25 protein-coding genes are annotated in these 24659 nt (G+C 71.8%); 10 read left to right on the top strand and 15 right to left on the bottom strand.

Features of this window, described 5'->3' with window-relative positions; genetic code table 11:
- Positions 1–50: 50 nt before the first annotated feature.
- Both AB0424_RS14805 and rfbA read right to left on the bottom strand, forming a co-directional pair.
- Positions 51–1124 (bottom strand): nucleotide disphospho-sugar-binding domain-containing protein, encoded by a 1074-nt coding sequence (locus AB0424_RS14805; RefSeq protein ID WP_366305296.1) that lies wholly within the window; start codon positions 1122–1124, stop codon positions 51–53.
- 59 nt (positions 1125–1183) lie between these two features.
- Positions 1184–2053 carry a glucose-1-phosphate thymidylyltransferase RfbA gene (gene rfbA / locus AB0424_RS14800; RefSeq protein WP_366305295.1) on the bottom strand — a complete coding sequence of 290 codons (870 nt, stop codon included), beginning with the start codon at positions 2051–2053 and terminating at the stop codon, positions 1184–1186.
- A gap of 207 nt (positions 2054–2260) precedes the next feature.
- On the opposite strand from rfbA, the gene AB0424_RS14795 reads away from it, so the two are divergent.
- Positions 2261–3277 carry a Gfo/Idh/MocA family oxidoreductase gene (locus tag AB0424_RS14795; RefSeq protein WP_366305293.1) on the top strand — a complete coding sequence of 339 codons (1017 nt, stop codon included), beginning with the start codon at positions 2261–2263 and terminating at the stop codon, positions 3275–3277.
- Positions 3278–3356: 79 nt separating this feature from the next.
- On the opposite strand, the gene AB0424_RS14790 is transcribed toward AB0424_RS14795, so the two are convergent.
- The 4 genes from AB0424_RS14790 to AB0424_RS14775 all read right to left on the bottom strand — a co-directional run bounded on the left by AB0424_RS14790 (position 3357) and on the right by AB0424_RS14775 (position 5636).
- On the bottom strand, positions 3357–3812 hold the full coding sequence (locus AB0424_RS14790) for a nitroreductase/quinone reductase family protein (RefSeq protein WP_366305291.1): 456 nt from the start codon (positions 3810–3812) through the stop codon (positions 3357–3359).
- Positions 3813–3902: 90 nt separating this feature from the next.
- On the bottom strand, positions 3903–4499 hold the full coding sequence (gene rfbC / locus AB0424_RS14785) for a dTDP-4-dehydrorhamnose 3,5-epimerase (protein ID WP_366305289.1): 597 nt from the start codon (positions 4497–4499) through the stop codon (positions 3903–3905).
- An 18-nt stretch (positions 4500–4517) separates the two neighbouring features.
- Positions 4518–5180 (bottom strand): sulfotransferase family protein, encoded by a 663-nt coding sequence (locus AB0424_RS14780; RefSeq protein WP_366305287.1) that lies wholly within the window; start codon positions 5178–5180, stop codon positions 4518–4520.
- 18 nt (positions 5181–5198) lie between these two features.
- Positions 5199–5636, bottom strand: a complete 438-nt coding sequence (locus AB0424_RS14775) for a carboxymuconolactone decarboxylase family protein (protein WP_366305285.1) — start codon at positions 5634–5636, stop codon at positions 5199–5201.
- A gap of 297 nt (positions 5637–5933) precedes the next feature.
- Here AB0424_RS14775 and AB0424_RS14770 point away from each other — a divergent pair, with 297 nt between their 5' ends.
- The 6 genes from AB0424_RS14770 to AB0424_RS14745 all read left to right on the top strand — a co-directional run bounded on the left by AB0424_RS14770 (position 5934) and on the right by AB0424_RS14745 (position 12099).
- Positions 5934–7274, top strand: coding sequence for an amidase (locus tag AB0424_RS14770; protein WP_366305283.1), 1341 nt, complete (start codon positions 5934–5936; stop codon positions 7272–7274).
- Complete coding sequence (locus tag AB0424_RS14765) at positions 7241–7477, top strand: hypothetical protein (RefSeq protein ID WP_366305281.1); 237 nt, start codon at positions 7241–7243, stop codon at positions 7475–7477. The genes AB0424_RS14770 and AB0424_RS14765 overlap by 34 nt, the downstream gene beginning before the upstream one ends.
- Before the next feature lie 2 nt (positions 7478–7479).
- Positions 7480–8982, top strand: coding sequence for a glutamine synthetase family protein (locus tag AB0424_RS14760; RefSeq protein WP_366305279.1), 1503 nt, complete (start codon positions 7480–7482; stop codon positions 8980–8982).
- 76 nt (positions 8983–9058) lie between these two features.
- Positions 9059–9853: a DUF3050 domain-containing protein gene (locus AB0424_RS14755; protein WP_366305277.1), complete on the top strand. Its 795-nt coding sequence runs from the start codon at positions 9059–9061 to the stop codon at positions 9851–9853.
- Positions 9854–9985: 132 nt separating this feature from the next.
- Positions 9986–10219: a 4Fe-4S dicluster-binding protein gene (locus tag AB0424_RS14750; RefSeq protein WP_366305328.1), complete on the top strand. Its 234-nt coding sequence runs from the start codon at positions 9986–9988 to the stop codon at positions 10217–10219.
- On the top strand, positions 10216–12099 hold the full coding sequence (locus tag AB0424_RS14745; protein WP_366305275.1) for a hypothetical protein: 1884 nt from the start codon (positions 10216–10218) through the stop codon (positions 12097–12099). The genes AB0424_RS14750 and AB0424_RS14745 overlap by 4 nt, the downstream gene beginning before the upstream one ends.
- Positions 12100–12174: 75 nt before the next feature.
- On the opposite strand, the gene AB0424_RS14740 is transcribed toward AB0424_RS14745, so the two are convergent.
- The 6 genes from AB0424_RS14740 to AB0424_RS14715 are packed head-to-tail and all read right to left on the bottom strand — an operon-like array spanning position 12175 to position 19190.
- On the bottom strand, positions 12175–12915 hold the full coding sequence (locus AB0424_RS14740; protein WP_366305273.1) for an antibiotic biosynthesis monooxygenase: 741 nt from the start codon (positions 12913–12915) through the stop codon (positions 12175–12177).
- A 59-nt stretch (positions 12916–12974) separates the two neighbouring features.
- A complete protein-coding gene (locus AB0424_RS14735) occupies positions 12975–14459 on the bottom strand; it encodes an FAD-dependent monooxygenase (RefSeq protein ID WP_366305271.1) in 1485 nt (494 codons plus the stop codon).
- 45 nt (positions 14460–14504) lie between these two features.
- Entirely contained in the window at positions 14505–15647 is a 1143-nt protein-coding gene (locus AB0424_RS14730; RefSeq protein ID WP_366305269.1) for an FAD-dependent monooxygenase, read from the bottom strand.
- Complete coding sequence (locus AB0424_RS14725) at positions 15644–16603, bottom strand: aromatase/cyclase (RefSeq protein WP_366305267.1); 960 nt, start codon at positions 16601–16603, stop codon at positions 15644–15646. The genes AB0424_RS14730 and AB0424_RS14725 overlap by 4 nt, the downstream gene beginning before the upstream one ends.
- Positions 16604–16632: 29 nt before the next feature.
- Positions 16633–18108, bottom strand: a complete 1476-nt coding sequence (locus AB0424_RS14720; protein ID WP_366305265.1) for an FAD-dependent monooxygenase — start codon at positions 18106–18108, stop codon at positions 16633–16635.
- Between the two features lie 53 nt (positions 18109–18161).
- Positions 18162–19190, bottom strand: a complete 1029-nt coding sequence (locus AB0424_RS14715) for a methyltransferase (protein ID WP_366305263.1) — start codon at positions 19188–19190, stop codon at positions 18162–18164.
- A gap of 219 nt (positions 19191–19409) precedes the next feature.
- On the opposite strand from AB0424_RS14715, the gene fabG reads away from it, so the two are divergent.
- Positions 19410–20195, top strand: a complete 786-nt coding sequence (gene fabG / locus AB0424_RS14710) for a 3-oxoacyl-ACP reductase FabG (protein WP_366305261.1) — start codon at positions 19410–19412, stop codon at positions 20193–20195.
- 41 nt (positions 20196–20236) lie between these two features.
- Positions 20237–20854, top strand: a complete 618-nt coding sequence (locus tag AB0424_RS14705) for a DsbA family protein (protein ID WP_366305259.1) — start codon at positions 20237–20239, stop codon at positions 20852–20854.
- Positions 20855–20874: 20 nt separating this feature from the next.
- Here the strand turns inward: AB0424_RS14705 and AB0424_RS14700 are convergent, their stop codons facing one another.
- The 3 genes from AB0424_RS14700 to AB0424_RS14690 all read right to left on the bottom strand — a co-directional run bounded on the left by AB0424_RS14700 (position 20875) and on the right by AB0424_RS14690 (position 22891).
- Positions 20875–21753: an NmrA/HSCARG family protein gene (locus AB0424_RS14700; RefSeq protein ID WP_366305257.1), complete on the bottom strand. Its 879-nt coding sequence runs from the start codon at positions 21751–21753 to the stop codon at positions 20875–20877.
- Between the two features lie 90 nt (positions 21754–21843).
- Positions 21844–22113 (bottom strand): acyl carrier protein, encoded by a 270-nt coding sequence (locus AB0424_RS14695; RefSeq protein ID WP_017237251.1) that lies wholly within the window; start codon positions 22111–22113, stop codon positions 21844–21846.
- 49 nt (positions 22114–22162) lie between these two features.
- Entirely contained in the window at positions 22163–22891 is a 729-nt protein-coding gene (locus AB0424_RS14690) for an SDR family oxidoreductase (protein ID WP_366305255.1), read from the bottom strand.
- Between the two features lie 263 nt (positions 22892–23154).
- Here AB0424_RS14690 and AB0424_RS14685 point away from each other — a divergent pair, with 263 nt between their 5' ends.
- Positions 23155–24654, top strand: coding sequence for an FAD-dependent monooxygenase (locus tag AB0424_RS14685; protein ID WP_366305253.1), 1500 nt, complete (start codon positions 23155–23157; stop codon positions 24652–24654).
- Positions 24655–24659 lie beyond the last annotated feature (5 nt).

Here is a 24659-nt window from a genome sequence, read left to right as displayed (position 1 = left end):
AGGGCCGGACGGTCGTGACGACCGTCCGGCCCTTCCGTATGGGCCCGTCCTCAGGAGGCGACGAGGGCCTCCAGGTCGAGCAGGACCTCGGCGGGCGTCGGCAGCTGCGCGGCCTCCGCGGCGAGGAGCCGGGTCCGCTCGGCGTACCCGGGGTCGTCGAGGATCGTGCGGCAGGACTCGACGATGACCTCGTCCGCGTCACGCCCGGCGAGGCGGTGCTTGTCGACCATGAGCGCCGCGCCGAAGCCGGCCACCGACTCGGCGACGGCCTTGCCGTACCCGTTGTCGGGGATGATCACCTGCGGGACGCCCGAGTTGACCAGCGTCATCGCGGTGGTCGCGCCGCCGTGATGGACCGCCAGGTCGCAGGTGGGGGCGACGACGTCGAGGGGCAGCCAGCCGATGCGGACGTCGCCGAGCTCGGCCCCGTACTTCTCGGCGGCCTCGGGCAGCGCCGCGATGAGGACCTCGGCACCCGTGCCGGCCAGCTCCTCCACCAGCTTCCGCAGCGAGCTGCCGGGGGTGTCCAGCATCAGGTTGCGGGTGCCGGCGGTGATCAGCACCCGGCGCCGGCCCTCGGGGCGGGTGTACATCCACGGCTCCAGGCGGCGCTGGCTCACCCGGGGGACCCAGCGCATCGACCGGGCGGCGGGGGCGCCTTCGGGCCGGATGGGCGGCGGGCACAGGTCGATGAAGAGGTCCGGGTCCGGCAGTTCGGCCAGGCCCAGGCGCTCCAGCTCCGGCTGGAGCTCCGCCACCGCGGTGCGGTCGCGGCGCGCCATCGGGGCGATGTGCCAGATGTGGCGGACGTAGGGGACCTTCAGCCGGGCCGCGAGCAGCCGCGGGACGTGCGAGAGGCCGCCGACGACGATGTCGGGCGTCCAGGAGCCGGCCAGTTCCAGGAGGGCGTCGAGCCGCACGGTGGCGGTCATGGACTCCTGGCCGTACCGCATGCGTTCGGGGGTGATGCAGACGGCGGGCAGGCCGACCGAGGCCGCGGCGGCCATCAGCGGCTCGTCGGCGGCGAGGAGGATCTCGTGGCCCGCGTTCCGCGCGGCCGCGGCGAGGGGTGCGACGCCGAAGACGGCCGCCTGGCTGCCTCCGACGGTGAACAGTATTTTCATGGAGGTGGAACCTCTTCCGTGAGAATGCGGATCAGTTGCTTCCCGGCCCCTTCCGGGGCTCAGCCCGCCTCGGCCATTTCCATGATGTATTGACCGTAGGACGATTTCGCGAGGCGGCTGCCGAGCCGGTAACAGGTCTCGCGGTCGATGTACCCCATGCGCCAGGCGATCTCCTCGAGGCAGGCGATGCGGACGCCCTGCCGGTGTTCGAGGACCTGGACGTAGTCGCCCGCCTCCATGAGCGCGTCGTGGGTTCCGGTGTCGAGCCACACGAAACCGCGGCCGAGCGGGATCAGCGTCGCCTCGCCCCGCTCCAGGTAGACGCGGTTGAGGTCGGTGATCTCCAGCTCGCCGCGCTCCGACGGCTTCAGCTCGCGGGCGATGTCCACGACCTGGTTGTCGTAGAGGTAGAGCCCGGTGATCGCGAGGTTGGTCTGCGGCTTGGCGGGCTTCTCCTCCAGGGCGATCAGCCGTCCCCGGTCATCGAGCGTGCCGACGCCGTACCGCTCGGGGTCGCGCACCGGGTAGCCGAAGAGGACGCAGCCGTGCAGGTCCTGGGAGGCGCGCTGGAGCATGGGGCCGAACTCGTAGCCGTGGAAGATGTTGTCGCCGAGGACCAGGGCGACGGAGTCGTCGCCGATGTGGTCGGCGGAGACGAGGAAGGCGTCGGCGAGACCCCGGGGCTTGTCCTGCTCCGCGTAGGTCAGGTTGATGCCGAGCCAGGAGCCGTCGCCGAGCAGCCGGCGGAACATCTCCTGGTCCTCGGGGGTGGTGATGATCTCGATGTCGGTGATCCCGGCCAGCATCAGAGCCGACAGCGGGTAGTAAATCATCGGCTTGTCGTAGACCGGCAGCATTTGCTTTGATACACCGAGGGTGATCGGGTGGAGCCTCGTACCGTTGCCGCCGGCCAGGATGATGCCCTTCACCGTGGCGCCTCCTCAATCTATTCGGTGCCGAATTTGGCGGATGCCCGCACTTTATATCGGGAGAACGCACGGCCGGAAGTCACGCCACTCGCGGGCGGGAAGAGCCGATTACAGCGGCATTGACGAACAATGCACCACCTCTCCATGCTGGCCTCATCCCGGTTCAGGCACGCGAATTCCTCTTGTCGTTTAGGTGGATCTGTGAAAATGGAAGCTCTGACACCCGTCCAGGAATCCGACCGAAAGCCCGGCATCGGCATCGGCATCATCGGGTGCGCCGACATCGCCGTGCGCCGGGCCCTCCCGGCGATCCAGGAGTCGCCGTTCCGCCTGGTGGCGGTCGCGAGCCGTTCCCGGGAGAAGGCCGAGGGCGTCGCGGCCCCGTACGGCTGCGAGGCCGTCGCCGGGTACGACCGGCTGCTCGAACAGCCCGGTGTCGACGCGGTCTACATCCCGCTGCCGAACAGCGAGCACGCCGAATGGGCGCGCAGGGCGCTGAAGGCCGGCAAGCACGTGCTGATCGAGAAGCCCGCGGTCTCCACCGAGGAGACGGCCCGGGAGCTCGTGGCGCTCGCCGAGGAGCGCGGTCTGCTCGTCATGGAGAACTTCGCCTTCCTCCGGCACCCCCAGCACGATCTGGCCCGCGGCCTCGTCGCCGACGGGTCCATCGGCGAACTCCGCTCCTTCAACGGCGTGTTCGGCATCCCGCCCACCGACCCCAACGGGATCAAGTACCAGGCGGAGCTCGGCGGCGGGTCACTGTGGGAGGTCGGCTGTTATCCGGTGCGCGCGGCCCAGGAGTACCTGGGTGCCGCGCCGCGGGTACTGGGGGCCGGCCTGGAGTTCTCCGCCGGGCTGGGCGTGGACGTCTCGGGCGTGGCGCTGCTGCGCGACGACGCCGGCGTCACCGCGAACTGCTCCTTCGGCCTGTCGCACAGCTACCGGTCGACGTACGACCTGTGGGGGACGGAGGGCCGGCTGACGCTGGAGTGGGCCTTCACCCCGTCGCGGGAGGCCCGTCCCGTGCTGGTCCTCGAACAGCGGGACCGCGTGACCCGGATCGCGGCGCCCGCCTCGGACCAGTTCCTGGGTGTGTTCTCGACCTTCCACGACGCCGTCGTCGATCCCGCGGCGCGGGCGGCGCACCACCAGGACCTGGTGCGGCAGGCCGAGTTGATGGCCCGGATCCGCGCGCACGCCGGTGCGGACGCCGCCGCCCGCTGAGCGGCCGGCGGGTCCGGAGCACGACGAACGGCAGCCGGTGTCCGTGGACACCGGCTGCCGTTCTTCCGTGCGGCCGACCTCAGCGAGGGGTCAGCTTGACGATCGGGTACTGACGCTCGGACTTGCCCTGGTACTTGATCATCCGGGGCTGCGCGGTGGAGATGAGCTTCCACGCCGCCTCGCGCTCCTCGCCCGCGAGCTTGACGGGCGTGACCTTCACCGCGCCGGGCTTGCCGGGCAGCTCGACCGTGGCCTGCTCCGGGTGGGCCATCAGGTTGGTGTACCAGTCGGGGTTCTGGCTGCCGCCGCCCGAGGCGATGCTCAGCCAGGCGTCCTTGCCGTCGCCGAACCAGGCCACCGGGGTCACCCGCGGCTGGCCGCTGCGGCTCCCGATCGTGTTCAGGATGAGCACGTCCATGCCCATGAACGTGGCCTTGCCGTCGTGCACCTTGCGGATCATTCGGGCGTTCATGCGCTTCTGCATCCACCGGGAGAAAGCCCCCGGCGTTCCCGGCTTGCGCTTGGTCTCCGCCATCTCCACCTCCACACATTTCCCGCGCCACACGGGCGCGATATCAAAGACGAATTCTTGCGTTCAACGACCGTGCCCGCCACCTGAATACGTTCAGAGGGCGAGAAAAGGTCGCGGCAGGCACTGCTCGTAGGTCGGCAGCAGGCCGGCGGCCGCGGCCTCGGCCAGGGTGGGGGCCACCGCGTCCTTGTCCGAACGGATGGGGGGTTCCGTCAGGTCCCACGGGAGCCCGAGCTCCGGGTCGAGCGCGTCGACGTCGATCATCGTCCCCGGCACGTACTCCTGCGAGCAGAGGTAGCTCATGCACGTGTCGTCGGTGAGGGCGAGGAAGGCGTGGCCGACCCCGTCGGGCAGGTAGACCGCCGTCCCCGACTCCGGGCTCTGGTAGGTGACGTCATAGTGGCCGAACGTCGGCGAGCCCACGCGGAGGTCGACGGCGATGTCGAGCGCGCTCCCCCGGACACACGTGACGAACTTCGCCTGGCCGGGCGGGACCTTGGTGCCGTGGATCCCCCGAAGGGTGTTCCTCTTCGACACCGAGTAGTTGACCTGGCGGACGGCGAAGTCCCAGCCGCTGGCCTCCAGCAGGGCGCTGGTCTTCACCGACTCGAAGAAGTACCCCCGCCGGTCGCTGAGCGGTTCCGGTTCGACGCGGTACGCGCCGGGAACCGCCATTTCCGTGATCAACACCGCATGCTCCTCGCTGACTCAGCCGGCGGAGACCGGGCCGGCCCCGGCCGCCGCGGCGATCCGCTGCCGCATGGCCGCGGAGTCGTTGGCGTGCGGGAACTCCTCCTGGGGGACGTCGACGCCGAGGAAGGCGCACAGCGGCTCCCACCCCTGCTTCACGTCGTACACGAGGACGTTGTCCGCGCCGAGGACGCGCACGACCTCCTCGTTGTGGCGGTGGTACGCCGCGATGGCGTGGTCCTTGTCCTCGAACCGGCCGTCGAAGACGCCGTCCCACACCAGGGTGCTGGTGAGGTCGAGCAGTCGCGCCTGCCGGGAGCCGGGCTCCGGCGGGTGCTCGGCGCTCTTGAGCACGAACTGGTAGAGCGTGTCGTACGTGCTCCTGTACCAGCCCTCGGCCTCGCGCACCGTGAGGATCACCTTGGCCTCGGGGAACGCCTCGGCGATCTCCCGGTAGTAGACCGCGCAGGGTCCGTCCACCGCGGAGGTGTAGCCCTCGTACAGCGCCGGCCAGTCGGCGGGCTCGCCGTCGCAGACGACCTTCGCCCACCGCTCCAGGCGGTCGCCGTCGCCGACGATGTCGAACATGTGGAAGCAGGTGCCGAGACCGAGGCGGTCGAGCGCCACCTTCAGGGACGTCGTGCCGGTCCTGCCGAGACCGGCGTTGATGAGCTTCAGCACGGTGACGTCTCCCCTTCCTCAGCGAAAGGCCGCGGGTTCCTGGTTGGTGGCCACGTTGACGCGGTTCCAGAAGTTGACCAGGCCGATGTGCATGACGATCGCACCGAGCTGCTCGTCGTTGTAGTACTTGGCGGACTCCTCCCAGACCTCGTCCGGCGCCATGTCGACCGGGTCGGTCATCAGGGTCACGGCCTCGGCCATCGCGAGGGCGGAGCGCTCGGCGTCGTCGAAGACGGTCTGGTTGCGCCAGTCGGACACCTGGGCCAGGCGCTTGTCCGCCTTGTCCGCGATCTCCTCCAGCGTGTAGACACGGCCGTTGATCTCGCTGACGAGCAGCCGGACCAGGTCGAGGGTCGTCTGCGGCACGCCGACCTTGCCGATGACCTCGGTCAGGTCGAGCAGGGGCTGCAGGGCGCCGGGAACGACGAGCGAGGGGTTGTCCATCCGTGGACTCATCGGGTCTTCTCCTGTGCGATTAAGTAGCGTGTGAGTGCGTGTCAGTACGTTGAATTACCTCGGAAACATGCTGCTCTCCGCCCTTCACCTGCGCAAGAAATCCCGTTCAAGTGCGGAATGCAGCAGATGCAACGCGATGCAATCCGTAAGTTGCCAGGAATTCAGGCGATGACTTGTAGTGGTCTCGTGTCAGAGTCCACCGCAACGAAGAGCAGGCAGCCGATCTGCCACGGCATTCAGGAAACACGCCAATTACTTCTCGAAGGTCATTCCACGGTCGCCGGGCACGTCGAGGACGTGCTCGGCGCCATCCGTGGGACGGACCCTGAGCTCGGTGCGTACGTCGAGGTGGCCGAGGCCCGCGCGCTGCGGGAGGCCGAGGCCGCCGACCGGCTCCTCGCCCGCCTCGGCCCGGCCGCCTACCGCGGCCGGCCGCTGCTCGGCGTCACCGTGTCGGTGAAGGACCTCATCCAGACCGAGGAACTCCCCACCCGGCGCGGGTCGTTGCTGCCCAACCGGCGCACCGCCGCCGACGCGCCCTCCGTGGCGCGGCTGCGGGCGGCGGGCGCGATCGTGGTGGGGAAGACGACGACGTCGGAGTACGGGTGGAGCGCGAGCACCGTCGGCCGGCTCGGCTCCCCCACCCGCAACCCGTGGGCGCTCGACCGGACCGCCGGCGGTTCCAGCGGCGGTTCGGCGGCGGCGGTGGCGGCGGGCCTGTGCACCGCCTCGCTCGGCACCGACGGCGCCGGGTCGGTGCGGATCCCCGCGGCGTTCTGCGGGGTCGTCGGCTTCAAGCCGTCGTACGGGCACATCCCGTACGTGCCGGCCTGTGCCGAACGGCTGTCCCACGTCGGGCCGTTGGCGCGCAGCGTGGCGGACGCCGCCGAGATGACGGCGGTGCTCGCGGGGCCCGACCCCCGCGACCCCGACTCGGGGCGCCCGCCGCTCACCGCTCCCGCGCCGCCCGGACCGCTGCGCGTGGGCTGGATCGAGTTCCCGGGGACGTCCGGCGCGGTCCGTGACGTCACCGAGGGCGTCCTGCCGGTGCTGGCGTCGCTCGGGCACCGGGTGGACCGGATCGAGGTCCCGTTCCCGGACCCGTACGGCGCCCTCGTGGACATCCTCGCGGCCGCCGACGCGCACGGCACGGCGGCGGAGGACGACCCCTGGTGCGACGAGGGCCGGCTCGCGGTCGTGCGGTACGGACGGTCGCTCGGTGCCGCCGCCGTGGCGCGCGCCGAGGCGACCCGGCTCGCCCTGCGCACCCGGCTGGCGTCGGTGATGGAGCGCTACGACCTGCTGGTCATGGCGACCGTGCCGATCGAGGCGTTCGCCGCCGACGCCATCGCCCCGCCGTGGGCCGCCGACCCCGCGGACCTGCGGTGGCTGGCCTGGTCCCCGGCCTCGTACCCCTTCAACCTCACCGGCCAGCCCGCCCTGTCGCTGCCCGTCGGCCTCACGCCGGCCGGGCTGCCGGTCGGGCTCCAACTCGTGGGCCGCGTCGGCGACGACGGCCTCGTCCTGTCGGCCGCCGGACTCCTGGAGTCCGCGCTCGGCCTCACCCTGACTCCCCCCGGCAGCACGACGGAAGGAAGACGACCATGGCTCCCAGGACGCTCGACGACGACCTCATGATCTCCGCCGCCGCGCTCTTCGGGACGGCGCTCGCCGCGCTCCCGAAGGACGCCGGGCGCCCCTTCCCCGCCCCCGTCCCCGTCCCCGCGCCCGCGGAACCGGCGGACGACGACGACCTGTTCGCCCTCTCGGCCGCCGGGCTGCTCTCCACGGCCCTCGGCCTCACCCTGACCCGTCCCGGTGTCACAGCGAAAGGCAAGTGATCATGGCCTCCAGATCGTGGTCCCGGATCGGCGGTGAGAGCGGCGTCGGACGCCCCTCGTTCGTGGCCGAGTTCGGGCTGTGGGACGACCGCCAGGCCGCCGCGGCCGAGCAGGTCGAACTCCAGCTGGACGACGTCGACCTCGTCCGGGTGGTGTTCTGCGACCCGCACGGCCTCGCCCGTTCCAAGACGGTGCCGGCCGACGTCTTCCGCTCGGTGCTGCGCAACGGCATGGACTTCAGCGCCGGCCCGTTCCTCTTCGACACCGGTCACGCGGTGGCCGTCGACTTCCTCGCCGACGCCGGCGTGGGCGTGGGCGAGCTGCTCGGCGCGGGCGACTTCGTCCTCGTCCCCGACCCCCGCACCTTCCAGGTGCTGCCCCGGGAAGGGGCCAGGACCGCCTGGGTCCTCGGCGACGAGTACCTGCGCGACGGCACCCCGCACCCGCTCTCCGCCCGCAACGTCCTGCGCCGGGTCTGCGCCGCGTACGAGCGCCACGACCTGGCGCCGGTCGTCGGACTCGAACTGGAGTGGTACCTCACCCGGCTGACCGGCGGTCCCGTCGGCAACGCCGGCAACGGCTTCGGCCTCCAGGGGGCCGCCCCCGAGGTCGAGGCCGTGAACCCCGGCTACCAGTTCAACCTCGACAGCGCCTACGACTCCGTCGCCGACATCGCCGACCCGCTCGCCGCGATGCTGGTCCGGCTCGGCCTGCCCCTGCGGTCCTTCGAGCACGAGTCGGGCCCCGGGCAGCTGGAGACGACCTTCAACCCGATGCTGGCGCTCGACGCCGCCGACGCGATGCTGCTGCTGCGCACCCAGCTCAAGCAGGAGTGCCGCCGACGCGGCCACCACGCCTCCTTCATGACCCTGCCGCGCCTGGAGAGCTTCGACCCCAGCGGCTGGCACCTCCACCAGTCGGTCAGCAGCACCAAGACCGACGTCAACCTCTTCGCCGAGGGCGACGGCCTCCAGGACGCCATCTCCGCCGAGGGCCAGGCGTACATCGGCGGCCTGCTCGCCCAGGCCCGGGAGCTCTGCCTGCTGTCGGTGCCGACGGTGAACGGGTACCGTCGCCTCTCCCCCGAGTTCACGCTCGCCCCGACCTCCGTCGACTGGCGGTTCGAGGACCGCAGCGCCATGGTCCGGGTCCTCAGCGGCGGCAGCTCGACCCATGTCGAGAACCGCATCGGCGAGCCCTGCGCCAACCCCTACCTCGCCATCGCCTCCCAGCTGCACGCGGGGCTCGAAGGGCTGCTCTCCGGAGTGCCCGCCGACGACGTCCCGCGCCCGCCGCTGCCCGCGACCCTGCCGGAGGCCATCGAGGCGTTCCGCGCGAGCGACAGCGCCGAACGGCTGCTCGGCGCACCGCTCAAGGAGTGCCTGGCGAAGCTCAAGGAGAGCGAGGCCGCCCGGTTCGACGCCTGGTGCGCCGCCGAACAGCCCGACGGCCCGACGGCCGAGGTCACCGCCTGGGAGCACCGCGAGTACTTCGGCGCGTTCTGACCCGGCCGCCCCACGGACACCCCGCACGCCCGACACGCACGCCCGACATCCGACCCGATACGAAAGAGAGAGCATCATGTCGCGCTACGAATGGGATGGCACGAACCCGGCGATCGAGACGCTGAAGGGCGCCATCGAGCCGGCCCGCCGGAAGGTGCTGAGCCACGCGATCTACCACCAGCTGGACTCGGTGGACGCGGTCGTCACCTTCATGGAGCACCACGTCTTCGCGGTGTGGGACTTCATGTCCCTGCTCAAGTCGCTCCAGCGGCAGCTGACCTGCGTCGAGGTGCCGTGGCTGCCGTCGGCCGCCACCGGCAGCCGCCGCCTCATCAACGACATCGTGCTGGTCGAGGAGAGCGACGAGCTCGGCGAGGGCTTCATCAGCCACTTCGAGCTGTACGTCGACGGCATGCGGCAGGCGGGCGCCGACACCACGCGCATCGACGCCTTCATCGGCCTGCTGCGCGCCGGCCGTCCCGTCCCGGCCGCCCTCGACGAGGCGGGCGTGCCGCGGTCCGTGGCCGACTTCGTCGGCACGACCTGGGACTTCATCGACAACGCGCCGGTCCACTGCCAGGCCGCGGCCTTCGCCTTCGGGCGCGAGGACCTGATCCCCGACATGTTCGACCAGGTCGCCGCGCTCGACGCGGGCCACGGCACGCTGTCCACGTTCGTGGACTACCTGCGCCGCCACATCCAGGTGGACGCCGAGGAGCACACCCCCATGGCCATGCAGATGCTGGCCGACCTGTGCGGCGACGACGCCGCCAAGTGGACCGAGTGCGAGGACACCATCGACCGCGCGCTCGCGGCCCGGACCCGTCTGTGGGACGGCATCTCCGACGCGATCACCGCCCGCACCCGTTGAGGGGAAGACTCTTGTGAGGGGAGCACACACATGGAGAGGGTGAAGGACACTCCTTCCGTCGCCACGTCCGGACGCGCCGAGCGGATCGCGACGCGGACCCGGGACGAGAACTGGAAGAAGCCGCCGCGTCGCATCGAGACGTCGGAGTGCATCACGTGCGACACGTGCCTGCGCAGCTGCCCGTCGGAGTTCGGCGCGGTCTTCGACGACGGTCTCAACGTCGTCATCGTGCCCGAGCTCTGCTCGGGCTGCCCGGTCTGCGTGATGGTCTGCCCCGTCGACTGCATCTACGTCGACGAGGAGTGGACCGAGACCGAGGCCCGGATGTGGGAGCACATCGACCTGACGGCGGGGGGCGCGGCATGACGTTCCCCACCGAGCGGGACGGGACGCTCCCCCGCCGGGCGGCGCTGGCGAAGGCGCGGCAGAGCCGGCGGCCCAGCCGGCTCGGCCGGAAGGCCGGAGCCGCGGAGGAACCCGACTACCTGGTGCCCCAGGACACCGGTTTCCCGGCGCTGCTGCGGCAGACCTGGCAGCGGGCGGTCGACGCCCCGGACCTGGCCACCGCCGTGGACACGCTGCTCACGCTCGCCGGGCACGTCCCGGCGGACATCCAGCTGCGGGCGCTGCCCGTGGCGGACGAGACCGCGCTGAAGGTGCTCGTCGGCCGTTCGTGGCGGGGCGAGGCGCGGGCCGCCGACCGGGCCGAGGCGGCGGGGACGGCGTTCCTCGGCGAGATCGGCCTGGACAGGAGCGGCCGGCTGGTCGTCCGCGTCCCGTCGAAGGGGCCGCTGAGCGGCGAGGCCGACCTGGTCGACGGCGTCCTGCGGGTGCCGTGGTCCGCCGAGGACCTCGCGGACTACCAGGTCGAGCTGGCGCTGGCCGACGACCGGTGGCAGGCGTCGGTCGCCGACTGCCGCCAGTACCTGCTCGCGGCGGGCTCGGACGGCCGCCGCGAGCTGCTCGACAACCTCACGGAGGCCGCGCTGCGGACCGCTCCGTTCATCCTCTACGCGGGTGAGCGGCAGTACACCAACTTCCGTGACCGCAACACGCTGACGGGCAAGACGCTGCGGCCGGGCCACCCCGACTGCGCGCTGAGCACGCTGGCGGCGGTGCCCCTGGAGCTGTGGTCGGACAGCGACGTGCTGCTGGTCGTCTGCCTGACGCTGCTGGTGCGCTCGTCCGGCTACGGGCGGATCGAGGAGGCCAACGGGACGCAGCTCACGCTCGACCACGTGGCGCTCCTCTTCGAGCGGACCCGGACCGCGTACAACGCGGCCGACACCTCGCTGCCCCCGGTGCCGGCCCCGGCCTCGCACGGCGTGGCGGCGCTCGGCGCCCTCGCCGACGCGCTGGCCGCCCGGCGCCGGGAGCTGATGGGCACCGTCCGGCTCTACCGGGAGATCTACGGCCCGCTGATGCACAAGATCGAGCGGGTCGCCGGACCCGTCAAGGACGACGCGGAGCAGCTGGAGGCCGCGCTCTGCGCGCGGGTGCGGGAGCGGCTGCCGGTCACCGGCACCACCCTCGCCGAGCTGACCGCGGAGCTGGAGGCGGCGCCGGGCTGGCTGGCCGAGCCGCACGGGGAGTTCGGCACGGGCCTGGAGTCCCTGGTGTACGAGACCGTGCGGGCGTCGACGGCCGTGTTCGACGCCGACTTCGCGATGAGCCGCGGGATGCGTTCGCTGCCCGCGCTGATCGAGGCGCTGCGCGCCGAGGAGTTCCCGAAGATCGCCGCGTGGGAGATCCCGCACTTCTTCTGCTGCGTCGTGCCGTCGCCGGAGTCCCGCCGGCTGTTCGGCGGGTCCGCCTCGCACCTGGCGGACACCGCGTGGGCCATCTCCTCGCGGATGCAGTACAACTCGTGGCACTTCCTGGTGGGCAACCTCCCGAAGGTGCCGGAGATCGCGGCCCGTGACCACTTCGTGCCGCCGGCGATCCCGGACGTCGCGTACTACTCCGACCAGCACCACAACGGCCACGTCGCGGCCAAGGTGCGGTTCACCGTGCGCAGTCCGCAGGCGGTGGAGGTCCTGGGACGGAAGTTCAACGGGTTCATGGACCTGCGGCTGCTGCGCTGCGAGGGGCTGCCGTTCGACGAGCAGGACCTCCTGGCGGCGGACCGCGTGTCCGCGTTCATCGCGCGGGCGACGAGCCTGGCCGCCACGATGGTGGCGGGCGGCGCGCACATCGAGGTGGCGTCGTTCGACTCGCAGTGGCACTGGGACAAGATCGCCGCTTGAGCCGGACGCACCGGAGACCACGTGGGGCCCCTGGCGAATCGCCAGGGGCCCCACGTGGTTGCGGTGTCCGGGGGATCAGACCGTCGCCGGCTCGGCGGAACGGGTGTGGACGGCGCGGTAGCTGTTCCAGTCGATGCTGGTGATCAGGGCGTACTGCTTGCTCTGGAAGGCGCTCCGGGCCGCGGACCAGTCGGCCTCGGCCTGGTTGCGGTGGGCGTCGTAGGCCGCCTTGTCGGCCCACTGGGAGTAGGCGATGACGAAGTCGTTGTCGGTGCCGACGGTCGCCAGGGTGCCCTCTCCGCCGTCCAGGTTGCGGGAGCGGATGCCGCGCAGGATGCTCTGCGAGCGGTAGCCGGGGACGTCCACGAGCCAGTCGTGGGCGCTGCCGAGGGCCTTCACCAGGGCGCCCTGCTGGGCCGGCTTCACGCCGAGGATCTCGACGACCGTGTAGTCGTCGCGCTCGGGCGAGACCTCGGTGACGTCACCGAGCTCGGGGTGGCGCTGGGTGAACTCCACCTCGTTCTGCATGAGACGGACGTAGGTGGTGATCTCGCGGAAGACCGGGACGGTGTGGTGCTTGAACTCGCTGTCGTTGTAGCGCGACTCCAGGTCGTCCATGCCGCGCCACTGGATGAAGTTGAGGGTGCCGGGGTTCTGCTCGCCGCGGTGGACGGTGCTGGAGATCCAGCCCGGGTAGGCGGCGACGTCGACGATCTTCTTCATCTCGGTGACGAGCGTGTCCACGCGGTCGCGGGAGTCCGTCTTGAAGAGGTTGAGGACGGTCAGGTGCCCGGCCTCGGGGCTGATGATCGGCATGGTTGCTCCTTGGGTAAAAGGTGGACGCCCCGCGGCGGGCGGGGCGCCGGGTGGCTGTCCTAGAGGTCGTCGCCGGGGGCGCCGAACCAGCGGTTCAGGGCGTCGGTGAGGCCGGTGGCCCCGTCGGCGGCGATCCACGCGGTGTAGCCGTCGGGGCGGACGAGGACCGCGTCGACGTCCGCGAGCGCGCCCTGCGGCCGGGCGGCCGCGGTGACGGTGTCGACCCGGTCGCGCCACGGCCCGGCCACGGCGGTCACGGCGGCGTCGCCGCTCAGGTCGAACAGGACGGCGCGTCCGCCGTGCAGGGCCTTGTAGGCGGTCGCCCCGCCCTCCTCGGCGTCGAGGGGGAAGTCGGGCAGGCGGCGGCCGAGCAGCGGGTGGTCGCCGGCGCCGGCGTCGTAGGTGATGTCCAGGCCGGTGACCATGCCGACGAGGTGCTTGCGGACGTCCTCGTAGGCGAGGAGCTCGGCGAAGACGGCCCGCATCGGGTCCATCTCGGGGCCGCCGAGGTACAGGCTGCGCTGGGTGAGGGTGTTGGCCAGGATGCGGGCCGCGACGGTGTGGCGCTCGGTGTGGTACGTGTCGAGCAGGCCCTCCGGGGCGGTGCCCTTGATCTCCGCGGCGAGCTTCCAGCCGAGGTTGACGGCGTCGCCGAGGCCCGCGCTGATGCCCTGCGCGCCGATCGGCATGTGGGTGTGCGCCGCGTCGCCGGCGAGGAAGACCCGGCCCTTGCGGTACTGGGCCGCCTGGCGGCTGGAGTCGGTGAAGTAGCTGAGCCACACCGGGTTGCCGGAGCTGATGTCGTCGCCGGTGACCCGCTTGAAGGCGTCGGCCACCTGGGCGAAGGTGGGCGGCTCGGTGGTCGGGCGGACGCCCGCGCCGCGCTCGAAGACCACGACGCGCGTGGTGTTCGGGCCGACCGGGAGGACGACGACCATGCCCGCGTCGCCGAGCTCGCCGGTGGGGCGCAGCCGGACCTGGACGTCGGTGACGTCGGCCATCAGCATCTCGAGGGTGGCCTCGTGGCCGGGGAAGTCGATGCCGGCGAGCTTGCGGATCGCGCTGCGCCCGCCGTCGGCGCCGACGGCGTACCGGGCGCGCAGGGTGCGCGGGCCGTCCGGGGTGTCGGCGGTGACCTCGACGCCGTCGGCGCCCTCGGTCAGGCCGGTGACCTCCCAGCCGCGGCGGATGTCCGCGCCGAGGCCGCCCGACCACTTGTTGATGATGGCCTCGGTGAGGGCCTGCGGCACGCCGCGGACGCCGAAGTTGCCGCCGGGTATGACGGTGTAGTCGAGCGGCATGCCGCCGAAGTGGCCGAACGGGATGACGCCCATGTCGCCGAACGCGCCGAGGAGGCCGCGCTGGTCGAACTCCTCCATGGTGCGGGCCGAGAAGCCGAGTGCGCGCGACTGGCGCATCGGTTCGGTGAGCCGCTCCAGTACGACGGCCTCGATGCCCGCGAGGCGCAGCTCGCCCGCCAGCATCAGGCCGGTGGGGCCCGCTCCCACGATGATCACGTCAGTGTCGAAGTCCTGCGCTGTCACTGTCTTTCCCTGCCTTCCATGCGTGTCCGTACTTCCCGTGTGTTGTCAGATCCGGTGGTCGAGGTTGGCGGCCCTCGCGGTCAGGTGGGCGCGGACCCGGTCGAGGCCGATCAGTTCGGAGAGCACCGTGCGCAGCGGCTCGATCCAGGGGCCGTCGAGCATCAGCTGCTCCTGGGCCGCGACGTGGCGGAGCACCCGTGCGCCGACGGGGTGCCGGGTGTCGTGGTAGGTGTCGAGGGTCCCGGGCGCGGCGCCGTCGCGGACGGCCGCGGCGAGCCGGGGTCCGAGGTCGGCGGCGTCCTGGAGCCCGGTGTTGAGTGCCTGGCCGCCGACGGGCGGGTGCCAGTGGGCGGCGTCGCCGGCGAGCAGGATCCGTCCCCGGCGGTAGGAGTCGGCCTGGCCCATGGCGTTGTCGAAGGCGTCGAGCCAGACGGGGGTGCCGCCGGAGAGGTCCTCTCCGGTGACCCGCCGCCAGGCGTCGGCTACCTCGTCGTAGGTAGGCGGTCCGGAGCGTGCGGCGGGCTCCGAGCCGAAGGCGTGGACCATGATCCGGGTGACTCCGTCCCGGGTCATGGCGACCGCGAAGCCGCCCGGGAGCCGCTCGAACCGGCGGTCGCGGACCGTGAGGCCCGTGACGTCGGCCCGGAGCAGTTCCCTGGTCGCCGGCGTGGTGGTGACGGGGATGCCGGCGAGGCGACGGACGGTGCTGTGGGAGCCGTCGCAGCCCACCACGTACGCGGCGCGGAGGGTCAGGGGCCCGTCGGGTCCCCGGACCGTGCAGCGGACGTGGTCGTGCTCCTCGGTGAGCGCGGTGAGTTCACGGGCGCGGAGCACGGTGGCTCCGAGCTCCGCGGCGCGCTCGCCGAGGGTGGCCTCGGTGCGGTACTGGGGCACCTTCCAGTTGCCCCCGTACGCGCTGTCGACCGGGGTGAGGGGGAACCCGAGGCCGCCGAAGTGGGTGCGCGGTTCGTGCGCGGCCTCGGCGAGGAGCGCGTCGAAGCCGTGCTCGTGGAGGATTTCCGCGGTGCGCGTGCTGAGCTGGCTCGCCCGGGACTCGGTCATGGGGCTCGCCAGCCGCTCGACGACGACCACGTCGACCCGGGCCCGCCTCAGTTCGCAGGCCAGCAGGAGCCCGACGGGGCCCGCGCCGACGACGACGACCCGCGCGTCCGCCCGGGACGGTCTCACTGTGCCGTGCGCCCGCCGCCGACACCCTCGGCGTACGCCTTGGCGAGGCGGAGGGTGGCAAGGCTGTTGCCGCTCAGCGCGGTCTGGACGTACTCCCGCGCGGTCTGGACGGTGACGCCCTCGCCGAGGACGTCGGTGATGTTCCCGGTGTTGATCCGCACGGTGTGGCGGGAGGTGACGGCGACTCCGCCGCCGGGCCGGTCCTCGATGAGCCAGCGGCCGGTGTGCAGGGTCATCAGCGCGGGCAGGACGATCTGCTTGTACACGATGGTCGTCGCGGCCTTGCAGACGCGGACGGACTTGGTGGTGTGGGTCGAGCCGTCCTTGGTGCGGGTGTCCATCTCCAGGATCTGGAGGCCGGGCTCGTCCTCGTCGAGGGTGACCCGGGCGACGTGCGGGAGGCGCTCGCGCCAGAACTGGGCGTCGTTGAGGAACTCGTAGACGTCCTTGCCGCTGCCCTCGACGGTGACGGTGTCGTCGAAGACGAGGAGGTCGTCGGGGCCGGCGGCCTCGGCGCTCGCCTTGAGGGCCTGGAGCTCGGACGCGCTGTTGCGGTCGACGGCCTGGCTGATCCAGTCGAGGTCGGCCGGGTCGTCGGTGGCGGCGCGGAAGTCGTGCAGCAGGCGGACGCGGCAGGAGTCGTCGGAGACGGGCTCCACGATCCAGGCGCCGCCCATGCCGCCGACGGGGTGCTGCGAGCGCTCCTGGCGGAACGTCACGCTCTTGTTCGCCGCGTCGTGGACGCGGCGGGAGGTCCAGGTCTTGGCGGTGCCGTTGGCGGTCGCCCAGAGCCGGATCAGCTCGTCGTCGCCGTCCCTCTCGACGACCTCGGCGTGCACGGTCGGGGGGAAGGTCTCCGGCCACCTGGTGACGTCCGCGATCAGTGCGTACACCAGTTCGGCGGGGGCGGAGACGGCGATCTCGTGTTCCGTTTCACGTACCGCGTTCTCGGTCACGTTTCTTCTCCTCTCGGTAGGCGGGGCCTCTAGCGGGCGTCGCCGAACCAGCGGCGCAGCGCGGCCTCGAGACCGCCCCCGTCCGGTGCGGTCCAGGCGATGTAGCCGTCGGGGCGGACGAGCACCGACCCGGTCGCGGCGCCGCCCTCCTCGGGTCCGGCGGGGAAGCTCTTCACCCGGACCACGTCGACGCGGTCGGACCAGCCGGCGGCGGTCTTCTCCTCCGTGCCGGTGGCGTCGGCGGTGATGAGGACGCCGCGGGCGGTGTGCAGCAGCCGGGCGGTCCGCTCCTGCCCGCCGTCGGCGAGCTCCAGTGCGCGGTCGGCGAGACGGGTGCCGAGCAGCGGGTGCCCCGCGTCGTCCCCCGCGCCGGTCGCGTACCGGATGTCGAAGCCGCTGACCATGCCGGACAGGTGGCGGGCCACCGGCCGGAGCGCGATGAGCTCGGCCATCACGGCCCGCATCGGCTCGACCGACTTGCCGGTGAGGTTCAGCGTGCCCTGGGCGAGGGTGTTGCGCAGGAGCCGGACCCCCACCGGGTGGCGTTCGGCGTGGTAGGTGTCGAGCAGGCCCTCGGGGGCGGTGCCCCGGACGGTCGCGGCGAGCTTCCAGCCGAGGTTGAAGGCGTCCTGCACGCCGACGCTCAGTCCCTGCCCGCCGGCGGGCAGGTGGATGTGGGCGGCGTCGCCGGCCAGCAGCACCCGGCCGCGCCGGTACTCGGTGGCCTGGCGGGTGGCGTCGGTGAAGGCGCTGACCCAGCGGGTCTCGCCGTGGTGGATGGAGTCGCCGGTCAGCCGCTGCCAGGCGTCGGCGACCTGGGGGAAGGTGACCTCGCGGCCGCGGTCGGGCGACGCGCCGTTCTCGCAGACGATGATGCGGGTGAAGCCCTCTTCGAGCGGCGCGGCCATGACCATGCCGTTGGGGCGCAGTTCGCCGATCATGCGCGGCTTGATGTCGCAGCCGCGGACGTCGGCCAGGTACATCTCGCGGGTGGCGTCGGAGCCGGCGAACTCGAAGCCCGCCTGGCGCCGGACGGTGCTGCGTCCGCCGTCGCAGCCCACCAGGTAGCGGGCGGAGTGCTCCTCGAAGCCCTCCGGTCCGCGCACGGTGACGGTGACGCCGTCCTCGTCCTCGGTGAAGCCGGTGAACTCGTAGCCGCGGCGCAGGTCCGCGCCGAGCTCCAGGGCCCGGTTCTCCAGCATCTCCTCGATCTTGTACTGGGGTGCGCCGCGCACGCCGAAGTGCGAGCCTTCGAGCACCCCGTAGTCGATGGGGAGGCCGCCGAAGTGGCCCTGCCGGGTGACCTCGATGTTCTCCAGGCGTTCGAGGATCCCGCGCTGGTGGAACATCTCGGTGGCGCGCGCGGTGAAGCCGATGCCGCGCGACTCCCAGCTCCGCTCCCCCCGCTGCTCGAAGACGACGACGTCGGCGCCGCCGAGGCGGAGTTCGGCCGCGAGCGTCAGCCCCGCCGGACCCGCGCCGATCACTATGACATCGGTTTCCATTTTTTCCTGTCCTGAGCCTCGACCCTGCGATGGGGGACCGGTGGCGCGCGGAATCAGACCGCGATCGCCTCGATGACGGAGATCGGCGCGCTGGTGGGGACGGCGCGGGTGACCTGGAAGCCGGCCTTGGCGAACAGCTCGGTGTACTCGGCGAGCGTGCGGTCCTGGGCGCCGAGCATCAGCATCAGCCAGAGGTCGATGGTGTGACCGAGGTGGTTCTCGTTGTTCTCGGGGAGCACGTACTCGATGACGAGCAGCTTGCCGCCGGGGGCGATCGCCTCGCGCGCGTTGCGCAGGGCGGTCACGGCGTCCTCCTCGGAGAAGTCGTGGATGATGTGCTTGAAGACGTAGGCGTCGGCACCGGCCGGCAGCTTGTCGAGGTAGCCGCCGTGCTCGATGGTGAAGCGGTCGGCGACGCCGGCCTCCTCGAAGAGCGACTGCGAGTCGACGGTGGCGACCTCGGAGTCGTACAGCACGCCCTTGACGTCGGGCGCCTGCTGGAGGATGCCGGCGAGGAGGTTGCCGCGGCCGGCGATGACGTCGACGACGGTGGAGAACTGGGTGAAGTCGTAGGCGTCCAGGATCGGGCCGGTCTCCGAGAGGGAGAGGCCGCCGAACGCCTGGAAGAAGACGTTCGCGTACTCGGGCGTGGCGTGGAAGAAGTCGAGGGCGCCCATGCCGCGCAGCTTCGGAAGGTTGGGCTCGCCGGTCTCGACGGTGGCGGCGAGGTGGCCCCACTCCTCGTGCAGGATCGGGTGGCTCATCAGCACCGCGAAGCCGCGCATCGAGTCCGGGGCGTCCTCGCGGAGCTTGTCGGAGAGCGGGCTGTTCTCGTAGGTGCCGTCGGGGCGGACGGCGAAGACGCCGTGGCCGGCGAGCGCGCGCAGGACACGGTGGGTCGCCTTGGCGTCGGAGCCGACGCGCTCGGCGATGTCCCCGGCGGACAGCGGTCCGTCGGCGAGGACGTCCGCGACACCGAGCTTGGCCGCGACCGAAAGGGCCTGGGTAATGACGGCACCCTGGATCAGGTTGAGCAGGGCATATGCGTCGGACTGGTCGCGGACCTCGGTCTTTTCGGACATGACTTTCCTTCCGGAGCGCCTTTTTCGTGGATTTCCCGACGATAGGTCGGCGCTTCTCGGACCCGCAACCAGACACTTTTGAATTTGTTGACTTGAACGTTCAACCGGAGAATCCGAGCGGTTGAACGGAGATGACCTCCACCGCTCCTCGACCGGGATTCGGGGCCTGCTTGCCAGATTGACACGGCCCCACATACACCCCGAGAAGGAGCAGGCGGAATGGCCGACAACGGACAGCAGGTAGCGCTGATCACCGGCGGGACGAGCGGTATCGGCCTCGCCATCGCCGAGAACCTCGCGAGCCAGGGGCACAAGGTCTTCCTCTGCGCGCGCAACCCCGAGAACGTCCAGGAGACGGTCGCCAAGCTGCGCGCCGACGGCCACGACGCCGACGGCCTGGCCGCCGACGTCCGCAAGCCGGCCGACGTGGACCGGCTCGTCGGCGAGGTCGTCGAGCGCTACGGCCGGATCGACATCCTGGTCAACAACGCCGGCCGCAGCGGCGGCGGCGCGACCGCGGACATCGCCGACGAGCTCTGGTACGACGTCATGGACACCAACCTGAACAGCGTCTTCCTGATGACCCGCGCGGTCCTCAAGAAGGGTGACCCGGTCGGGCGCGGCTGGGGTCGCATCATCAACATCGCCTCCACGGGCGGCAAGCAGGGTGTGGTGCTGGGCGCTCCTTACTCGGCGTCCAAGCACGGTGTCATCGGTTTCACCAAGGCGCTCGGTCTCGAGCTCGCGAAGACCGGCGTCACGGTCAACGCGGTCTGCCCCGGCTATGTGGAGACCCCGATGGCGCAGCGCGTCCGCCAGGGCTACGCCGCGCACTTCGAGACCTCCGAGGCGGAGATCCTGGAGCGCTTCGAGGCCAAGATCCCGCTGGGCCGCTACTCCACCGCCGAGGAGGTGGCCGGCCTCGTCTCCTACCTCGTCTCCGACGCGGCGGCCCCCGTCACCGCGCAGGCGATGAACGTCTGCGGCGGCCTCGGCAACTACTGACCGAGCCGACGGACACGAGCCAGGACTTCGAGGAGCCGACGTTGCCGCACACCACCCCGACCCCGGTCGACTTCTGGTTCGACCCGACCTGCCCCTGGGCGTGGATGACCTCGCGCTGGATCCACGAGGTCGCACGGCACCGGGCCCTCGACGTCCGCTGGCACATCATGAGCCTGACGGTGCTCAACGAGGGGCGTCCCGACCTGCCCGAGCGCTGGCACCGGGACCTGGCCCTGCGCATGGAGCCGGTCCGGGTCCTGGCCGCCGCCGAGAAGGAGTACGGCCCCGAGGTCCTCGGCCGGCTGTACACCGAGCTCGGCACCCGCTTCCACCTCGGGAAGGAGCCCAAGGAGCGGGCCACCTACGCGGCGGCGCTCACCGCCGCCGGCCTGGACCCGGCCCTCGCCGAGGCTGCCGGGTCCGACGCGTACGACGCCGCGGTGCGGGCCTCGCACCAGGACGGCATCGGACGCGTCGGCACCGATGTGGGCACCCCCGTCGTCGCGGTGGGGGACGTGGCGTTCTTCGGCCCCGTCGTGACCCCGACCCCGCGCGGCGAGGCCGCCGTGCGGCTCTGGGACGGTGTCCTGGCGGTGGCCGGGACCGACGGGTTCTTCGAGCTCAAGCGCACCCGTACCCGCGATCCGATCTTCTCCTGAGGGCTCCGCGCACCATGTCGTCAGCCTCGCGCCTCCACCAGGGGGGCGGTCCAGTTCTCGCTCAGCCACGTCTCCAGGGAGACCAGGTCGGGCCTGATCTTGCGGAGTTCGGGCAGGTCGGCGTGGTAGCCGTCGCGCTCGAACCAGTCGAACATGTTCGCCAGGTCCTCGCGGTTGGCGCGCAGCGGCTCGATGGGCAGCTGCTGGTAGCGGGTGGGGACCCCGGAGGCGGCCTCGAACGCGGCGGCCATCTGCGGTCCGGTCAGGTCGTCGCCGGCGATCTCGACGACCCGGCCGATCCACTCCTCGGGGTTCAGGAACGCCTCCGCGGCGAACACCCCGATGTCGCTGGTCGCGATGAGCTGCACCGAGGTCTCCGGGTCCAGCCACATGGACAGGACCAGCTCGCCGCCCACCGGGCGCGGGGCGATGTCGAGGAGGATGTCGTGGAACATGACGGGCCGCAGCACCGTCGTCGGCAGGTCGAGCGTCCGCAGGTACTCCTCGACCTCCAGCTTGCTCTCGAAGTGCGGGACCCGGGTGTCCCGGTCCGCGCCGCCGACCGAGCTGTAGACGAAGTGCCGCACGCCGGCCTCGACCGCGGCGTCGGCCACCGCCCTGCCCTGGCGCACCTCCGCCTCGCAGCCGCCGGGGCCGCGGAAGGTCTGGACGCTGAACACCCCGTCGGCGTCCTTCATCGCCGCCAGCAGGGACGCCGGGTCGTCCAGGTCGCCGCGGACGAGGACCGCTCCCGCCTCCTCCAGGGACCGCGCCTCCGCCTTGCCCGGGTCGCGGACCAGGGCGTGCACGGTGCGGCCCCGGCGCAGCAGTTCGCGGGCCACCGCCCCGCCCTGCCGGCCCGTACCGCCGAGCACCAGGATCGTTCCTTCAACCGCCACTGTCTTCCTCCGTGTGTGTCGCCCGCCGGACCCCCGCCCGGCGTGACGTTCCGATGTGGTGGCCGCGAACGGCCGCGATCCCCCGCGGGATCAGGCCGCCGACATGACCTTGAGCTGGAGCAGCGAGTTCACGAACTCGACGAGCTCACCTGCGGTGTTGATGAGGCCGATCTCGTCCTCGTTGAGCTCGATGCCGAAGTCCCGCTCGATGCGGCTGTACGTCTCCAGGAGCGCGAGGGAGTCGTACCCGAGCTCGTCGAAGGGGCTGTCGGGCGCCTGGTCGAGCGGCAGCGCGTCCTCGGCCTCGCCGGCGCACTGGCGCATGATGGTCTGGAGGTCGCCGATCGTTATCTGCAGCACAGCCGTTCCTCTTTCTCTGTGGGTGACTCTCGGTCGGAGCCGTACCGCGCTACCACGGCACGGTTCCGTCGTCCGCCAGGCAGGCGCCCGACGGGCCGGCCTCGTCGAGCAGGGCGAGCCGGACGGCGATCCCCGCGCCCTCGGCGGGTGTGCGGTGACCGCGATGGTGGTTGATGTCCGTCGCCACCACTCCGGGGAGGGCGGCGTTGACCTTGATCGACGTCCCGCGCAGCGCCTTGGCGTACGCGACCGTCAGCGCGTTGAGCGCGGTCTTCGAGGACTGGTAGGCGATCATGTCGAGGCCCGCGAGCGGCGAGCCCGGGTCCGAGTTCAGGGTCAGCGACCCCACGTGGCTGGACAGGTTGACGATGCGGCCGGCCGGGGAGCGGCGCAGCAGCGGCAGCAGCGCGCGGACCACGGTGACCACGCCGAAGACGTTGGTCTCGTAGACCTCCCGCAGGTCGTCGGCGGTCGCCTCGTCGGCGCTGCCGTGGAAGCCGCCCGCGACCCCGGCGTTGTTCACCAGGATGTCGAGGCGTCCGTACCGGCGCTCGATCTCCTCGGCGGCCCCGGCCACCGAGGCCGGGTCCGTCACGTCGAGGCGCAGCGGCACCGCGGTGAGGCCGTCGGCGACGAGCGCGTCGGCGGCCTGCTTGCCGCGCACCTCGTCCCGGGCGCCGACCAGGACGGTGACGCCCTGCTCGCCGAGCTGCCGCGCGACGGCGAATCCGATGCCCTTGTTGGCGCCCGTGATGAGCGCGATCTTCCCGTCCGGCACGTCATTTCCTTTCATGAGGGGCGTTCCACGTGAGGCGCGCCGAATTGCTCATGCATCGAAGTTAGTAAGAGGCAAAAGCCGGGAGCACCTCCGACATTGCCATTCGGGTTCGGCGTTCAAGTGTTCAACAGCGGCGTTCAAGCACGCCTATTCCGCGCTTGAACGCCATGTCCGCGCGCCCGCATTCCATTCATTGCAGTCGAACACGGCGCTGAGTAGCTTCACCCTGGCCAACCATTGCCACAGCGCAGAGGGACCTAATGATGAAAACTGCTGACGTCATCGTGGTGGGTGCCGGGCCGGTCGGCCTGTTCCTCGCCGGCGAGCTCCGGCTGGGCGGTGTGGACGTCGTCGTCTACGACAGGCTGCCCGCGCCGAGCGGGGAGTCCCGTGCCCTCGGGTTCAACCGGCGGGCCGCCGAGACCCTCGGCGCGCGCGGCGTGCTCGACCGGCTCGGCGAGTTCCGCTGGGGCCCGATGGGGCACTTCGGCGGCGTCCGCTTCGACCTCGGCATGCTCGACGAGGACCACAGCGGTGTCCTCGGGCTGTCCCAGGCCAGGACCGAGGACGCGCTCGCCGGCCGGCTGGCCGACCTCGGTGTCCCCGTGCTCCGCGGCCGTGACGTGACCGGACTCCGCGAGACCCCCGACGGCGTCGTCGTGGCGTACGACGGTCCCGACGGCCCCGGCGAGGAGACCGCCTCCTACGTGGTCGGCTGCGACGGCGCGGACAGCACCGTCCGTGCCCTCGCCGGCATCACGGCGCCCGGCTGGGAGGCGACCCGCGGCATGTACACCGCGGAGGTCACCGGCGTCGCGCTGCGGCCCCGGCCCATCGGCGAGCGGCTGCCCGGCGGCTGCATGGTGGTGTGCACCCCGGTCGGTCCCGGCCGGCTCCGCATCGTCGTCCACGACCCCTCGCTGCCCGCCCGCCCGGCGCCGGGCGCGCTGACCTTCGCCGAGGTCGCCGCCGCCTGGCAGCGGCTGACCGGCGAGTCCCTCGACGGCGCCGAGCCGCAGTGGGTGTGGGCCACCGGCAACTCCTCCGCGCTGGCCGAGGAGTTCCGGCGCGGACGGGTGCTGCTCGCGGGCGACGCCGCGCACGAGATCCCGCCGCTGGCCGCCTGGGGGCTCAGCGCCGGGCTCCAGGACGCCGCGAACCTCGGCTGGAAGCTGGCGGCGACGGTCAGGGGGTGGGCGCCCGAGGGGCTCCTCGACACCTACCACGCCGAACGCCACCCGGTGGGGGCGGAGTTGCTCCGCAACGCCCGGGCCGCGCAGAAGGTCTACCTCGGCGACGACGCCATGGACCCGATCCGCGAGGTGATGGGCGAGCTGCTGGCCCACAAGGACGCGGCGGAGCAGGCCGCCGGCATCGTCAGCGGCCTCGGCATCCGCTACGCCTTCGGCGGCGGCGACCACCCGCTGCTCGGCCTGCGGATGCCGCCGCACCGCGAACTCACCCTGGCGGACGGCACCGTGGCCCGCGTGGGCGACCTCCTGCGCTCCGGCCGCGGCCTGCTCGTGACCACCGGCGACGGCGCGGAGGCGGCCCTCGCCGAGGGCCTGGCCGACCGTGTCGACGTCCTCGCCGGCACCTGGGTCGCCGCGCCCGACGCCGCGCCCTCCCCCGCGCTCGACGCGGTCCTCGTCCGCCCCGACGGCTACGTCGCCTGGACCTCCCCCGGCAGCGCCGAGGGTCTCGCCGAGGCCCTCGGACGCTGGTTCGGCACCGCCCGCGTCCCCCAGCCCGCCGGCCGCTGACCGGC

It is taken from the genome of Streptomyces sp. NPDC051180 (assembly GCF_040689545.1).
In the GTDB taxonomy this organism is placed as follows: Bacteria; Actinomycetota; Actinomycetes; order Streptomycetales; family Streptomycetaceae; genus Streptomyces.
The sequence above is the reverse complement of the archived record's forward strand: the minus strand, read 5'-3'. Positions and strand labels throughout refer to the sequence as shown.